This window comes from Streptomyces sp. NPDC021093 (assembly GCF_044333135.1).
Classification (GTDB): Bacteria; Actinomycetota; Actinomycetes; order Streptomycetales; family Streptomycetaceae; genus Streptomyces.
The window spans coordinates 618,571-632,463 of sequence record NZ_JBIRQJ010000001.1; the positions used below are offsets into that span (position 1 = coordinate 618,571).

16 protein-coding genes are annotated in these 13,893 nt (G+C 70.0%); 10 read left to right on the forward strand and 6 right to left on the reverse strand.

The window, feature by feature from the left end; genetic code table 11:
• Nucleotides 1–32 precede the first annotated feature (32 nt).
• The 5 genes from ACH4SP_RS02870 (at nt 33) to ACH4SP_RS02890 (ending at nt 4,423) form a co-directional block, all read left to right on the forward strand.
• Nucleotides 33–1,073: an agmatine/peptidylarginine deiminase gene (locus ACH4SP_RS02870; protein ID WP_398408515.1), complete on the forward strand. Its 1,041-nt coding sequence runs from the start codon at nt 33–35 to the stop codon at nt 1,071–1,073.
• A 141-nt stretch (nt 1,074–1,214) separates the two neighbouring features.
• Nucleotides 1,215–1,754, forward strand: coding sequence for a TetR/AcrR family transcriptional regulator (locus ACH4SP_RS02875; protein WP_398409510.1), 540 nt, complete (start codon nt 1,215–1,217; stop codon nt 1,752–1,754).
• Between the two features lie 164 nt (nt 1,755–1,918).
• Nucleotides 1,919–2,764, forward strand: a complete 846-nt coding sequence (locus ACH4SP_RS02880; RefSeq protein ID WP_398408517.1) for an ABC transporter substrate-binding protein — start codon at nt 1,919–1,921, stop codon at nt 2,762–2,764.
• A gap of 13 nt (nt 2,765–2,777) precedes the next feature.
• Nucleotides 2,778–3,563: an amino acid ABC transporter permease gene (locus ACH4SP_RS02885; protein ID WP_398408519.1), complete on the forward strand. Its 786-nt coding sequence runs from the start codon at nt 2,778–2,780 to the stop codon at nt 3,561–3,563.
• A gap of 5 nt (nt 3,564–3,568) precedes the next feature.
• Nucleotides 3,569–4,423, forward strand: a complete 855-nt coding sequence (locus ACH4SP_RS02890) for an amino acid ABC transporter ATP-binding protein (RefSeq protein ID WP_398408520.1) — start codon at nt 3,569–3,571, stop codon at nt 4,421–4,423.
• Between the two features lie 13 nt (nt 4,424–4,436).
• Here ACH4SP_RS02890 and ACH4SP_RS02895 read toward each other — a convergent pair whose 3' ends face one another.
• Nucleotides 4,437–4,970 (reverse strand): hypothetical protein, encoded by a 534-nt coding sequence (locus ACH4SP_RS02895; protein ID WP_398408522.1) that lies wholly within the window; start codon nt 4,968–4,970, stop codon nt 4,437–4,439.
• Nucleotides 4,971–5,020: 50 nt separating this feature from the next.
• On the opposite strand from ACH4SP_RS02895, the gene ACH4SP_RS02900 reads away from it, so the two are divergent.
• Nucleotides 5,021–6,304 carry a serine/threonine-protein kinase gene (locus ACH4SP_RS02900; protein WP_398408524.1) on the forward strand — a complete coding sequence of 428 codons (1,284 nt, stop codon included), beginning with the start codon at nt 5,021–5,023 and terminating at the stop codon, nt 6,302–6,304.
• 80 nt (nt 6,305–6,384) lie between these two features.
• Here the strand turns inward: ACH4SP_RS02900 and ACH4SP_RS02905 are convergent, their stop codons facing one another.
• The 5 genes from ACH4SP_RS02905 to ACH4SP_RS02925 all read right to left on the reverse strand — a co-directional run bounded on the left by ACH4SP_RS02905 (nt 6,385) and on the right by ACH4SP_RS02925 (nt 10,731).
• Nucleotides 6,385–7,143: an SDR family oxidoreductase gene (locus ACH4SP_RS02905; protein ID WP_398408526.1), complete on the reverse strand. Its 759-nt coding sequence runs from the start codon at nt 7,141–7,143 to the stop codon at nt 6,385–6,387.
• A gap of 48 nt (nt 7,144–7,191) precedes the next feature.
• A complete protein-coding gene (locus ACH4SP_RS02910; protein WP_398408528.1) occupies nt 7,192–8,019 on the reverse strand; it encodes a TIGR03619 family F420-dependent LLM class oxidoreductase in 828 nt (275 codons plus the stop codon).
• Between the two features lie 877 nt (nt 8,020–8,896).
• Nucleotides 8,897–9,451 carry a GNAT family N-acetyltransferase gene (locus ACH4SP_RS02915; RefSeq protein ID WP_398408530.1) on the reverse strand — a complete coding sequence of 185 codons (555 nt, stop codon included), beginning with the start codon at nt 9,449–9,451 and terminating at the stop codon, nt 8,897–8,899.
• Nucleotides 9,448–9,762 (reverse strand): hypothetical protein, encoded by a 315-nt coding sequence (locus ACH4SP_RS02920; protein WP_398408532.1) that lies wholly within the window; start codon nt 9,760–9,762, stop codon nt 9,448–9,450. Before ACH4SP_RS02920 ends, ACH4SP_RS02915 begins: the two co-directional genes overlap by 4 nt.
• Nucleotides 9,763–10,182: 420 nt before the next feature.
• A complete protein-coding gene (locus ACH4SP_RS02925) occupies nt 10,183–10,731 on the reverse strand; it encodes a hypothetical protein (protein WP_398408534.1) in 549 nt (182 codons plus the stop codon).
• 193 nt (nt 10,732–10,924) lie between these two features.
• Between ACH4SP_RS02925 and ACH4SP_RS02930 the strand changes: the two genes are divergently transcribed.
• The 4 genes from ACH4SP_RS02930 (at nt 10,925) to ACH4SP_RS02945 (ending at nt 13,885) form a co-directional block, all read left to right on the forward strand.
• Nucleotides 10,925–11,416 carry an ATP-binding protein gene (locus ACH4SP_RS02930; protein WP_398408536.1) on the forward strand — a complete coding sequence of 164 codons (492 nt, stop codon included), beginning with the start codon at nt 10,925–10,927 and terminating at the stop codon, nt 11,414–11,416.
• On the forward strand, nt 11,413–12,183 hold the full coding sequence (locus ACH4SP_RS02935; protein WP_398408538.1) for a hypothetical protein: 771 nt from the start codon (nt 11,413–11,415) through the stop codon (nt 12,181–12,183). The genes ACH4SP_RS02930 and ACH4SP_RS02935 overlap by 4 nt, the downstream gene beginning before the upstream one ends.
• An 87-nt stretch (nt 12,184–12,270) precedes the next feature.
• Nucleotides 12,271–12,651, forward strand: coding sequence for a hypothetical protein (locus ACH4SP_RS02940; RefSeq protein ID WP_398408540.1), 381 nt, complete (start codon nt 12,271–12,273; stop codon nt 12,649–12,651).
• Between the two features lie 331 nt (nt 12,652–12,982).
• Nucleotides 12,983–13,885: a radical SAM protein gene (locus ACH4SP_RS02945; RefSeq protein WP_398408542.1), complete on the forward strand. Its 903-nt coding sequence runs from the start codon at nt 12,983–12,985 to the stop codon at nt 13,883–13,885.
• Nucleotides 13,886–13,893: the final 8 nt, after the last annotated feature.

A 13,893-nucleotide genomic window follows, 5' to 3' on the forward strand; every position in this document is an offset into this window, starting at 1 on the left:
CGCCTCCCCTTTCCCCTCCCTGAAGGACCGTCATGTTCCGTATGCCCGCCGAGTGGGACCCGCACGAGCGCACCTGGATGGCCTGGCCCGGCCCCAACACCACCTTCTCCGACCCCGCCGAACTCGCCGAGTCCCGCGCGGCCTGGGCCGCCGTGGCCCGTGCGGTCCGCCGCTTCGAACCCGTCACCATGGTCGTCGGTCCCGGCCAGGCCGACAGCGCCGCCGCCTTCCTCGGCCCCGGCGTCGACCTCGTCGAGCACGACCTCGACGACGCCTGGATGCGGGACATCGGTCCCACCTTCGTCACCGACGAGGCGGGCCAACTGGCCGCAGTGGACTGGGTGTTCAACGGCTGGGGCGCCCAGGAGTGGGCCTCCTGGGAGCACGACGCGAAGATCGCCGCGCAGGTCGCGGACCTCGCCTCCGTGCCCGTCCACCGCTCCCCGCTCGTCAACGAGGGCGGCGGCCTCCAGGTCGACGGCGAAGGCACCGTCCTGCTCACCGAGACCGTCCAGCTCGGCCCCGAGCGCAACCCCGGCTGGACCAGGGAACAGGTCGAGGCCGAGATCCACGCCAGGCTCGGCACCACCAAGGCCATCTGGCTGCCCCGCGGCCTGACAGGCGACTACCCTCCGCACGGCTACGGCACCCTCGGCCACGTCGACATCGTCGCCGCCTTCGCCGCGCCCGGCGTCGTCCTCGTCCACTCCCAGCCCGACCCGGCCCACCCCGACCACGAACTCTGCCAGGAGATCGCCGCACTGCTCCGGGCGGAGACGGACGCCAAGGGCCGCCCGCTGGAGGTGATCGAGGTCCCGGCACCCGCCGGCCTCAAGGACGAGGACGGCCACTGGGTCGACCACTCGTACATCAACCACTACCTCTGCAACGGCGGCGTCGTCCTGTGCGCCTTCGACGACCCCCGCGACGAGGAGGCCGCCGCCCTCTTCCGACGGCTCTTCCCCGACCGCGAGGTCACCCTCGTCGACGCCCGCACGATCTTCGCGGGCGGGGGCGGCATCCACTGCATCACCCAGCAGCAGCCCGCCCGTCGGCCGAAGCCGCTCGGATAGCACCATCAGGCAGATCGGCAGGCATCATCCGGCAGATCGGCCGGCGCCATCAGGTAGAACGTACGAGTGAAGGAAGCTCCCGCCCCCGCCCCCCGCCGCCGCAAGACCGCCCCGCCGCGCGAGACCGTGCTCGCCGCAGCCATGGCCGCCATCGCCGACGACGGCCTGGAGAAGCTGACCATGGCCGGTCTCGGGCGGGAGGTCGGCATGAGCAGCGGTCACCTCCTCTACTACTTCCACTCCAAGGACGAGCTGCTGCTGCGGACCCTGGAGTGGAGCGAGGAGCAGCTCGGGGTGGAACGGCGCTCGGCACTGGCCCGGCAGGTCCCGGTGCGGGAACGGCTCGACGCCTTTGTGCGGCTGTACGTGCCACAGGCGCCGGGCGACCCGCACTGGACGCTCTGGCTGGAGCTGTGGAACCGGGTGCGGGCCATCGACGACGCGGCCCGCGGCCGGCTCCTCGACATCGAACTGTCCTGGCACCGCGACCTGGTGGCGCTGCTCGTCGAGGGCGCGTCGCGCGGTGAGCTGCGGGCCGTGGACGCGGAGCGCATCGCGACCCGGATCAGGGCACTGCTCGACGGGTTCAGCACCCATGTGGCGATGGGCCTGCCCGGCTCGGACCGGGACCAGGTCCTCGCCCACATCGGCGACTTCTTCGACGAGACGCTCAACGCGTAGTCGCCACCACGGGAGCCGACGATCGGACCGGCTCCGCCCTCCTGTGCGTATGACGAGACATCCGGCACCTGCGATGGCAAGATCGGCGCAACGCACGCGCACCACGATTCCATGAGACTCGCCCACCCCGGGCCGCAGCCGAACTCTCGTATGGAGGCGTCTTGTTGTCCGCTCGCACCGCGCTGCCCCTCATCGCCACCGTCGCCGCCCTCGTCGTCGTCAGCACCGGCTGTACGAGTACGAAGACCGCCGGGTCCGACGGGTCGAAGATCGAACTCGTCACCGCAGGCAAGCTCACCACCTGCACCCATCTGCCGTACGAACCCTTCCAGTCCCGCCAGGGCAACAAGGTCGTCGGCTTCGACGTCGACATCGTCGATCTGGTCGCCAAGGAACTCAAGGTCACCCAGGAGATCGTCGACACGCCCTTCGAGGGCATCCAGACGGGCGAGGACCTCAACGCCGGCAAGTGCGACGTGGCGGCGGCGGGGATGACCATCACGCCGGTGCGCGAGGAGAACCTGGACTTCTCCGGACCCTACTTCGACGCCACCCAGGCCCTGATCGCCAAGAAGGGCTCCCCCTACACGTCGCTCGCCGCCCTGAAGGGCAAGAAACTGGGGGTCCAGCAGGGCACCACAGGCGAGACCTACGCGAAGAAGAACGGCGTGGGCGTCGAGACGGTCCAGTTCGAGGACGTGGCGCTGCTGCTCACCGCCGTGAAGACGGGGCAGGTCGACGCCGCCGTCAACGACAACGGTGTCCTCTTCGAATACGTCCGCAAGAACCCGGAGATGGCGGTCACCGCCGAGTTCGAGACCGGCGAGAAGTACGGCATCGGCGTCAGGACCGGCAACACCGCCCTGCGCAAGGAGATCGACAAGGTCGTCAAGGCCGCGCGGGCCGACGGCCGCTACGACGCCCTCTACAAGAAGTGGTTCCCCGCCGCTCCGAAGGCCGACCCGAAGGTAGACGCGCAGGCCGACCCGAAGGCCGACCCGAAGAAGTGAGGGACCCCCACCGATGTCAATGTCCCGACGACAACGGACCCGCGCCGTACGGGGAGCCCAGTACGCCGCACTGATCGCCGTGGTGCTCGTGGTCGCCCTGGCCGCCGACTGGGGCGAGATCCAGCGCGCCTTCTTCGACGTCGAGGTCGCCAAGGCGCAGTTCCCCGACATCATCACCACGGCGCTGGTGAACACCCTCGTCTACACCCTCCTCGGCTTCGGCTTCGGCCTGACCCTGGGGCTGCTGCTCGCCCTGATGCGGCTCTCGCAGGTCCCGCCGTACCGCTGGCTGGCCGTCGCGTACATCGAGTTCTTCCGCGGGGTGCCCGCGCTCCTGGTCTTCATCGCCCTCGGCTTCGGCGTCCCGCTGGCCTTCCAGGTCTCGCTCAACCAGTACGTGACGGTCATGCTGGCGCTCGGCCTCGTGGGCGCCGCGTACATGGCGGAGACGATCAGGGCCGGCATCCTGGCCGTGCCCAAGGGGCAGACGGAGGCGGCGCGTTCGCTCGGGATGTCGCAGGGCAGGGCGATGGTCTCCATCGTCATCCCGCAGGCGTTCCGCATCGTACTGCCGCCGCTCACCAACGAGTTGATCCTGCTGACCAAGGACTCCTCCCTGGTCTATCTGCTCGGCCTGTCGCTGTCCCAGTACGAGCTGGCCAAGTTCGGCAGGGACGCGCTGAACCAGAACCGCAGCCTGACCCCGATCCTGATCGCCGGGCTCTGCTATCTGGTGATCACCCTGCCGCTGGGCCATCTCGTCCGGCGGCTCGAAGCACGTACGTCAAGGGCGAGGTGAGCACGGTGAAGGACGCTCCGGCCGGATCGGCGTCGAACGCGTCGCAGGGCGCGCCCGCGATCGAAGTACGCGCGCTGCGCAAGTCGTTCGGCCCGCTGGAAGTGCTGTCGGGCATCGACTTCACCGTCGCGCCCGGCGAGGTGGTGTGCGTCATCGGCCCCTCGGGGTCCGGGAAGTCGACACTGCTGCGCTGCGTGAACCTGCTGGAGGAGCCCACGTCGGGCACGGTCCTGGTGGCAGGCGACGAAGTCACCGACCCGGACGTGGACATCGACAAGGTACGCCGCGGGATCGGCATGGTCTTCCAGTCGTTCAACCTCTTCCCGCACCTGACCGCCCTGGAGAACCTGACGCTGCCGCAACGGCGCGTGCTGGGGCGGGACAAGGCGGAGGCGGCGCGCATCGGGCGGGAGCGGCTGGCCAGGGTCGGGCTCACGGACAAGGAAGCCGCCTACCCGGCGCAGCTCTCCGGCGGCCAGCAGCAACGCGTGGCCATCGCACGGGCGTTGGCGATGGACCCGCAGCTGATGCTCTTCGACGAGCCGACCTCGGCGCTCGACCCGGAGCTGGTCGGGGACGTACTGGCGGTGATGCGGGTACTCGCCGACGAGGGGATGACGATGCTCGTGGTCACGCACGAGATGAGTTTCGCCCGGGAGGTGGCGGACCGGGTGGTCTTCATGGACGGCGGAGTCATCGTCGAGGAGGGCACCCCGGACCAGGTGATCGGCTCCCCGAGCCACGCCCGCACCCGCTCCTTCCTCGCCCGCCTGCTGGACCCGGCGGCGGCGGGACTGAGCGAGAACGGGACGGGAGACGGCGACCGGGCCTCGCCGGAGGAAACGCCGCCGAAGGAATGAGCGTGGGGTTCTCTCAGCGCGGCCCCCACCAGGCAGGCGAGAGGCTCAACGCCCATACGTCGCCCGCCTGGTGAATCTCCGGGTCGTCGACATCGTGGTGGCCGTCCCCGTAGGGATCGGGATCGTCGATGACGAAGATACGGGCGCCGGATTCGGGCACGCGATAGCGGTGGATGTCCCCCGAGAGATCGTCGGGCTCGACGCTCCCGCCCAGGGACAGGACCGCGGACCGCAGTTCCTCGAACCGGACGCGGGACGCGAACTCCCCGTACTCCCGGGCCAGGGACGGCGGTACGGAGCGGTAGTGGATCAACCGGTGGACCTGCACGGTGAACCCGAAACAGGACATGGGCCCTTCGTCGTCCGAGAAGGAGATCTCCAGCAGTCCGTAGTCGCGACGCAGCAGCCCCCCGCCGGGATCGTCGAGGTAGTCCGGTCCGAGGGCGGCCTCCCATGCGGCGGGGCCGGATCCGGTCCCGGTTGCGGATTCGGTCCCGAGGACGTTGCCGCGCGTGGCGACGTGAGCGTAGAAGTCCAGGTCGGACACCTGTTGATCTCCTTGGTTCGGTGCTTTCACCGAAGCGTAGGGCCATACTGATGCGCGACAGCACAGGGCTGGGCGGCGTGCGGCGCACGGGGTACGGGGAGTACGGGGTGGACGGGGTGGAGCGCATCGGCGGGTACGCCGTGGAACGGGAGTTGGGTGCCGGCGGGATGGGCACCGTGTATCTGGCCCGTTCGCGCGGCGGGCGTCTGGTGGCCGTGAAGGTGGCGCGCCCGGAACTCGCGGCCGACCCGCACTTCCGGGAGCGGTTCCGCGCCGAGGTCGCGGCCGCCCGCAGGGTGGGCGGCTTCCACACCGCGCAGGTCGTGGACGCGGACCCCGAGGCGGCGGAGCCCTGGCTGGCCACGGCGTACATCCCCGGCCCCACCCTGGCCGCCCTCCTCGGGGACCGGGGGCCGATGGGCGAGGAGCAGCTGGGAGCGGCCCTCGCCGAGGCGCTGGCGGCGATTCACGGGTGCGGTCTGGTGCACCGCGACCTCAAGCCGGGGAACATCGTCATGGCCCCCGACGGCCCGCGAGTCCTGGACTTCGGCATCGCACGGGCCATGGAGTCGAGCCGCCTGACCTCCACCGGGGTGGCCTTCGGCACCCCGGGGTTCCTGGCGCCCGAGCAGGCACAGGGCGAGGAGGTCGGCGGTGCGGCCGACGTGTTCGCGCTGGGGGCGGTACTGGTCGCGGCGGCGGGCGGCAGCGCCTTCGGCGGGGGCACGCCGATGGGCCTCATGTACCGCGCGGTGCACGAGCCGGCGGACCTGACGGCGGTGCCCGAGAGTCTGCGCCCGGCGCTGGCCGCCTGCCTGTCCAAGGATCCGGCCCAACGGCCCACGCCGGAGGGTCTGTTGGACCTGTTCGCCCCGGAATCGGCGGCGTACCCGCCCACGGTCGTCGCGCCCGTGCAGCCGGCCGCGGCACCCGCGCAGCCGGCCGCGGTGCTCCCCCTCCACCAGGCGCCGACCGAGGCCGCGCTCCCGCACCACCGACCGGCACCGGCACTCGACGCGGCAGCCGACGCGGCAGCCGACGTGGCAGCTGAAGCGGCAGCCGCCGACGGCATCGTCTTCACGGCGTCGGACTCCAGGCGCGCCCTCCTGATCGACGCCGACGGAGTCTTCCTCGACTCCGAAGCGCAGAGCATCCAGGTCACCTGGGGCCAGATCAGCACCGTCGAGTACGCGGCCGAGCCCGGCAGATTCCTCAACGTGACCGTCCGGCTCCACGACGGCACGATCCACCGGCACCTGATCAAGGCACGCAGGGCCGGCCGCCTCCGCGAGTGGCTGGAGGATCTCCCGCTGGTCCTGGAGTGCTTCAAGTAGTACGCGGGCGGGTCCGGCCGCGCGGCGACGGCGAGGGCGACGGGGGTGCGGGCGGGCCGCTGCTGAGGGCGGGCGGGAGGTCAGACGAGACCGCCGGCCGCAGCGATCGACTGGCCGGTCACCCAGCGCGCCCGGTCGCCCGCGAGGAAGGCGACGACGTCGGCGATGTCCTCGGGCTCGCCGATCCGGCCGAGCGGGGTCATCGCGGCGAAGGTGTCGAACTGCTCGGTCAGCCGCTCGGTGCGGTCGGTCCTGACCACGCCGGGCAGTACGGAGTTGGCGGTGATGCCCCGGCCGCCGAGCTCCTTGGAGAGGGTGAGGACGAGCTGCTCGACGGCGATCTTCGTGGCGCCGTAGAGGCCGAAGCCGGGGAAGACGGCCCGGGTGTAACCGGTCGAGATGTTGATGATCCGGCCGCCGTCGCGGAGCTGGCGGGCGGCCTGCTGGAGGGTGTGCAGCGCGCCCTTGAAGTTGAGGTCGACGGTGCGCTCGACGACGTCCTCTTCGAGGTCGGCGATGGCGCCCTCGGCGTCGGTGCCGGCGTTGTGCACCAGGATGTCTATGGAGCCGAAGGCGGTCTGTGCCTCGGCGAAGAGCTGCTCCACGTCCTGGCGGACGGCGATGTCGCCGCGGACCGCGACGGCCTTGGCGCCGGTGGCTCCGATGGCGGAGACGAGTTCGGCGGCGGCAGCGGCGTTGCTGTGGTAGTTGACCACGACGTTGGCGCCGTCCTGGCCGAGCCGGAGAGCGATCGCCCGGCCGATGCCGCGCGAGGAGCCGGTGACGACGGCGGTCTTTCCGTCGAGCGGGAGCGTGGCGGGGGAGGTCTGGAGGGTCATGCGTGGGGTTCCTCTCGGGTGGGGCGGAAAGAAGGTGACATCGAGGTCTCAGGGTTTGAGGAGGTGCGGCGTCCGGGCCGCCAGGGACCGCATTCGAAGGGAGAAGCCTTCGAATGTCCCAAAATGCAGGGCGAGATGCTCGGCCCCTGCGCCCTCCCAAGCGCCGACCCGCCGGACCAGCTCATCGACGGGGCTCCCGTCGTCGGTCCAGGAGTCCCTGGCTCCCGCGGACACCTGGTCCCCGCCCAACTCGTACAACCGTGCACGGCGGGACGTGAATTCGGCGGGGGAGAGGTGGACGGCCTGCCACAGGTCACCGGTCAGCGCGGCCCGCCGCAGTGCGGCGTCCGAGTTGCCGCCGACCAGGAACGGGACCGGCCGCCGGGGGACGGGCTGGAAGACGGCCCGTTCGTCGAAGGAGTGGAAGCGGTCGCGGTAGGCCCCGCCGCCGTGGGTGTGCAGGTGACGGACGAGCCGCAGCGCCGCCGTGGTCCGGGCGCCGCGCTCGCCGAAGTCGGCCCCGACGGCGGCGAATTCGTACGGCTCCCAACCCGTGCCCACGCCCAGGACGAAGCGGTCGCCGCTCAGGTGAGCCAGGGTGGCGGACTGCTTGGCCAGCAGCAGGGGATCCCGCAGCGGCAGCACCAGCACCGACGTGCCGAGGGTCACCTCGCGGGTGACGGCGGCGAGATGGGCCAGGGTCAACAGCGGTTCGTACACCCCGCCGTAGACGGGCCCGTACGGCGCGGGAGGCAGGACGTGGTCCGGGAGCCAGAGCCCGGCAAACCCCAGGGCCTCCGCCTCCTGCGCGAGATCCACCAGCGCGGAGGCCGGCATCTCACTGGATTCGTCGGGCAGGACGACGTGCAATTCCATCAGGGGCTCCTTGTACGCCGGAATCGGGAAGGTGTGCCCGGCGCCAACGCCCCTGCGCGCACTGCTATTCCAGGTCGGTGAAGGGGGCGTGATGCCGCTGGCACCGACCGGGATCGTATGGACGTAGGTCAACCCGCTGAATTCGCAGGTGAGTTGAAGCTCTTGGTCGGCCGGTGTTGTCCGCTATTCCTGAAACATTTCTGATATAGAGAATTCGTATGGACGTCACCCCACTCGGACCACTCCGAGGGAGAGGCCCGACGCGACCATCGCGGCTATCGGCGCCGGCGGTTCACATGTTCATCGGGCCCGCTGGAGGCCGGGCGGGGGCGGCTGACCGGGGCCGAAGGGCCTCGCCGAGTTTCCGGCGGCTTCCCTGCTCGTCCAGCCGGTGGCCTCGGACCCTGCCGGGGGGCGAGGCGCCCACCGGGCCTGCGTACTACGGGTCGATGACCCCTGTTGAACACGCCGGTGGCGTCGCTCACCCGGGAGCAGGCCAACTTGGTGCGCGGGAACTACAACCTGCCCCCCCCGGGCCACCTTCTACAAGGCACAGGTCCGTGTGGACGGCACCCTGACGAAGTGGACGGCACCCTGACGAAGTGGACGGCACCCTGACGAAGGTCCTCCGCGAGGACCGATGGATCATGCTGCCGCCGGACCGGCAGAGCTGGGTCCAGACGTCGAGGTCTTCGACGGGTCCGACTGTGGGTGGGCGAATCATCGCGACACCGACAAGGGCAATCGGACCCTCCGAGTAGCGGAGGAGGCGTCGGAGTCGCCGATCTCGCACCCCGGTGCCGACGTACGTTCGGGCCGCGCACGGATGCGACTGGTGAGGGAGCATGAGCGGGAGCGGGAGCGGAGTTGATCTCGTCTATCCCTGGCGGACAGGTCGGGTCATGGACGCGAAGACGGGGGAGTCGGGGAAGGGTTGTTGCTCGCCCGCCTTCCGGTAGCCCCATGCCTCGTAGACGGCTTGGACGGCTCCGGCACCGGCTGCGGGGTTCACGAGGAGCGTGACGCGTTCCTCCGTGCGTTCCGAGAGCCAGGCCTCGTGGATCTGCCAGGCGACGCCACGGCCGCGCCACGGCTTGCGGACGACGATCTCGTTCAACGCCACGGTGCGCTTGCCGTCTTCCTCGGTGTAGCCCTCGGGGAGCGGGGTGGTCATGGACGACCACCAGCGGGTGTCCGGGCCGAGGGGGACGCCGAAGCAGAAGCCGACGGGTTCGCCGTTCTCGAAGCCGACGGCTGCGGCCCAGCCGGGGCGGGAGGCGTACGAGGCGAGTCGTTCGTCGAAGCGTTCCACGTCGTAGAAGGGGCCGGTGAGGCCGAAGTCGTGGTGGCGTACCTCTACGTGGATGTCGAGGAGGTGCTGCCGGATCTGGGGCAGTTGCTCGGCGGCGTAGTGCTTGATCTCAACGCTCACGCGGGGCTCCTCCTGCTGGTGTACATGTCCGTCCACTGGCCAGAAATGCGGGCGCGAGGGTCGAGGCGGGCCAGTTCGGAGTGGAACGTGGCCAGCACTTCGCCGGTGCGCCCGGTCAGTGAATCACTCCTGATGGAGGGCAGTACAGAGGTGGCTGTGGCACAGCCCTGCTCGATGTCTCCCTGGCGGAGTTGAGCGAGTGCGAGGTGGGCTTGGTAGTAGACGCGGTTGCGTACGAAGTCCGGGCGGATACGGGAGAGAGTGCTGTGGAGGTGGGCCTCTGACTGTTCGTGTGCGCCGAGGCGGCCCATCACGAGGGCGGACAGCCCGTCGAGTTCCGCACGGTCGTAGAAGGCGATCCAGGCAGAACGGGGCTGGGCGGCGTCGGCACGGTGGAAAGCGTTGGTGGCCTGGTCCAGAGTGCGCAGAGCTGACGTCCGGTCGCCCTGCCCGGCCTGGATGCCTGCAAGGCGTGCTGCGGTGAAGGACAGGAACAGCGGATCGCGGCGGCAGACCGAAGAGATTCGGCTGACCTGGGCTGCTGCAAGTGCGTCGTTGTGGCGCTCTTGTTGGGTGGCGAGCAGGGCCGCGTGTACCCACAGCCGCAGCTGGATCTCGGCGTTGCCGGACAGGCCCGCCAGCCGGATCGCGTGTTCCAGGTGGCGTTGGGCGCGCTCGGGTTCCCGGGCGTCGATGGTTGCCCACAGTGCGGTGCCGGTGAACGCAGCTCCCTAGTAGTAGAGCCGGGCTCGTACGCGCTGGCTGGCCGAGCCGACGGCTTGAAGTTCATCGGCGTGATGGGCGAACGCAAGGGCCCGGGTTTCCAAGCTGATCGTGCCGCCGTCCTTGTTGTCGGCAGTGACGAGTTGAGCGAACGCCGTCTCCAGCCGGTCAGCATCGGACATGCCGACGCGAAGGGAGCGGGTTCGGTTGGTGGGGGGCGTGACAGCGGCGGCGGCAAGGCCTACCGCTGTGCCGGCGAAGGTGCGGCGCCGCACTGGATCCTCCGTGGGTGCTTGCTGGGTGGTCTTCGAACGGTTCGGTCGCTTGGTGAATCCGAGTTCCTCGGTGGTGCAGCCGAATTCTTCTTCGAGGGCGCGCCGTTGTCTTGCCTGCGGCCAGCGAGTTTTACCGGTCAGCCAGTTGCGCACGTGCCGGTCTAGCAAGGTCCCGGGTTTGCCGGTGAACGCCTCAATGCGGCGGTTCAGGGCTTCAGCGACCTCATGCTGCTTGAGGCCAGCAGCTTGGATCCGGGCCGCGAGCACCACGTTCCCCGTCATCACTCCACGGTAACGAGTCCGGGGCTTCCCGGCACCGAACGCCGGTAAAAATTACCGGTAGTTGGCTCGCCTGAGCGGTCGCCTATTTCCTGTCCAACACGCTCGCGCAGCGGTTTGCTATCTGCGCGGTTCCAGTAGGAGCTGGCTCTCTCAAGGTCCTCGGGCGGCTTTCGGTCGTCGAGAAGGAGGAGCGGTGAACGTGGCTGCCGAGTACCAACAGCAGATGCATGGGGTGGAGTTGAAGGCAGAGCCCGATTCTCGGGTGCGGCCGCGAATCTCCCCAGGAAACCAGCTGGCGTTCGGATTCGCTGCCGAAGCCGCGTCGGTGAGTGAGGCCCGTGAGGAGACGGGGCGTGCACTGCTGGCCTGGCGGATCCCTGGAGTCACTGACGACACCATCTCTGTGGTGTCGGAGTTGGTGACAAACGCGGTCGTGCACACGGCCGGTCCCCAGATCGAGCTGGTGCTGACCTACGGGGACGGCCTCCTCCTGGTGGAGGTACGCGACGAGAGCACCCGGCCGCCCGTCCTCGTGCGCTCCGCCGGGGACGGCGAGGGCGGCCGGGGCCTCCAACTGGTGCATGCGCTCAGCAGCGACTGGGGATGGCTGCCCCTGGACCAGAATCACAAGGCCGTGTGGGCGCTGATGGCGGTCCGTCGCGCCGAGTTGACGGTGACGACATGAACGACACCACCGACACGGCTCCGCTGAGCGAGGCGCAGGCTCGGTACGAGGAGGCCCGAGTCGCCGGAGTCGCCCTTGACCGGGCCCTGCGGGACGCCGGGGCGGAGGCCACCCTTGTGAATCTGGACGCGGACGGGTTCGCCGTCTCGATGATTCTCCGCATCCACCGCTCCACGGGCCTGGAGCCCGGCCTGCTCCGGGGCAGCACGGCCACCACCGAGGAGCACGCCGTATCGCTGACGGCGGCCCTGGCTGAGAACGGCGTACGGTGCACCGTCGACGTCCTCGACGTCCGTGAGCCGACGTCCGGCCTGCTGCGTCTGAACCTGCCGACTTCCGAGGATGCCGACGTCCTGACCCGGTGGGTCGTGGCCGGACTTGACCCGGGCCGCGCGACCGCCCGCCGGCTACGGCGTGCGTTCGCCGCCATCGAGACGCGGGTGCGCCCGCACGCCCGGTACGGGCGTATCGAGATCGGGTCGCTCGACCCCACCGATTCCGCGCACTTCTCCCGGGCGCTGGGCGGGATGCCCGCTGTGGACCCGGACGGGATGGCCGACATGGACCCCGACGAGCTGGAAGCCCTCGCCGCCAAGGTCGCCGCACGCATCCGTCGTACGACGAAGGTGCGCGTGGTCGTCGACCCGGAACCGGGCTGCGCGCACGAGGCGAACCGCCTGCACCTGGGATCCGTCACCGACATGGAGGCCCACCGGCTCGCCGCCTACCTCGAATCCCGAACTGACATGACGGGGGAGGCCCGATGAGCTCCCCCCGGTAGGCAGCAGACGACGACGCCCGCTGCCCCGAACGGCCCCCAACCGGAAGCTCCCGAGCGGGTCCCGGCCGACCTGGTGGAGATTCGCGCTCTGTACCAGTCGATCCTGGGCCTGCGGGTGCCCCCGGACCGCGACGACATCCTCAAGGCCGTCATGGACTTGGAGGCCGCGCACACGACTCTGTGCGAGGAGGCCGACGACGGCAGCCTCCCACCCCAGCTCCGCCCCCGCCGCACGACCGCCGTCAACCGCGGCCGCATGCTCATCGAGCTCTGGAATGCCAAGGCCAAGGCCAAGAACTGCGACGACATCAGCCCGGAACACCGGCGCGAACGACGGCGCCGCAGCTCCGCCTTCCTGTACGCCCAGGAACTGGCCGAGCACGTGAGAACCCTGACCGAGGTCCTCACGGTGCAGCGCCGGACACCGCCTTCCCGACAGGCCGGCACTTCCTGAACCTCCGTACCGGTGCTCCACCCATGAGGCGCCGGTACGGAACCCCACCGCTGCGCTCGCGGCGAGGAAACGCGGCTGCAGGGGCCTCACCGCCGAGTTCCAAGGAGAACCCCGTCATGCCCTTCTCTGCCCGGGCCTCACCGCCCCCACCTCTGGCGCCCCGGCAGCAAGCTCCGCGACCACCCGCCCGAACACGGGGCGGCGTTCGCCGGGATCGTGCGCGAGGGTCCGTGGCAAGACGCCCTTCGCCTGCCGTCCGTGACCGGCCCAGAGCCCGCCGGTCAGTACCGCCGTTCGTTCCTTGCACAAGATCGCATCGAAGGAGAGAGCAATGACCGCTCGGCTCACCGAAAGGCCGATCGCTGATGGCCGCGCCGACTTCCTGTGGCTCGACCTGACCCGCAAGTGCCAGCTCAGCTGCACCCACTGTTTCAACGACTCAGGCCCCGACCGCGACCACGGCTCCATGACCCTCCAGGGCTGGGAGGCCGTCATCGACGAGGGCGCTCAAGCGGGCACCCGCAAGATCCAGTTCTTCGGCGGCGAAGCCACCCTCTACCCCGGACTCGGCAACCCCATTGGCCGCGCCCTGGACGCCGGCCTGCTCGTCGAGGTCTTCACCAACCTCGTCAGCGTCCCCGCCACCCTGTGGGAGGTGTTCCGCAGGCCGAACGTCACGCTCGCGACCTCGTACTACTCGAACCAGGCCGACGAGCACAACAAGGTCACCAACCGGCCCACCCACGCCCGGACCCGGCAGAACATCATCACCGCCCTGTCCTACGGCATCGGCCTGCGCGTCGGCGTCATCGAAGCGGTCAGCCCCGAGGCCGCCGAACGGGCCCGCCAAGACCTCGTGCAGCTCGGGGTGAAACCGGAACGGATCAAGGTCGACCGGGTGCGGGCCATGGGACGCGGTGCAGCCGACCTCGGCATACCGCAGGCGAGGGAGTCCGCGCTGTGCGGGCGGTGCGCCGACGGGAAGGCGGCGATCGGCCCGGACGGGACGGTGACGCCGTGCGCGATGGCCACGTGGCTCAACGTCGGCAACGTGCAGGACACCCCGCTCCGTACGATCCTCACCGGCGACAGGATGGCCGCCGCGAAGGCGGTCATCCCGCCGCGCGACGTCCGTGCCTGCGCCGATGACGACGACAACGGCGGGGACGACGGCGGGGACGACGACGAATGTTCGCCGGGGTTCCCGGGAAGCTCCTGCACGCCCCGCACCTGACAAACGGA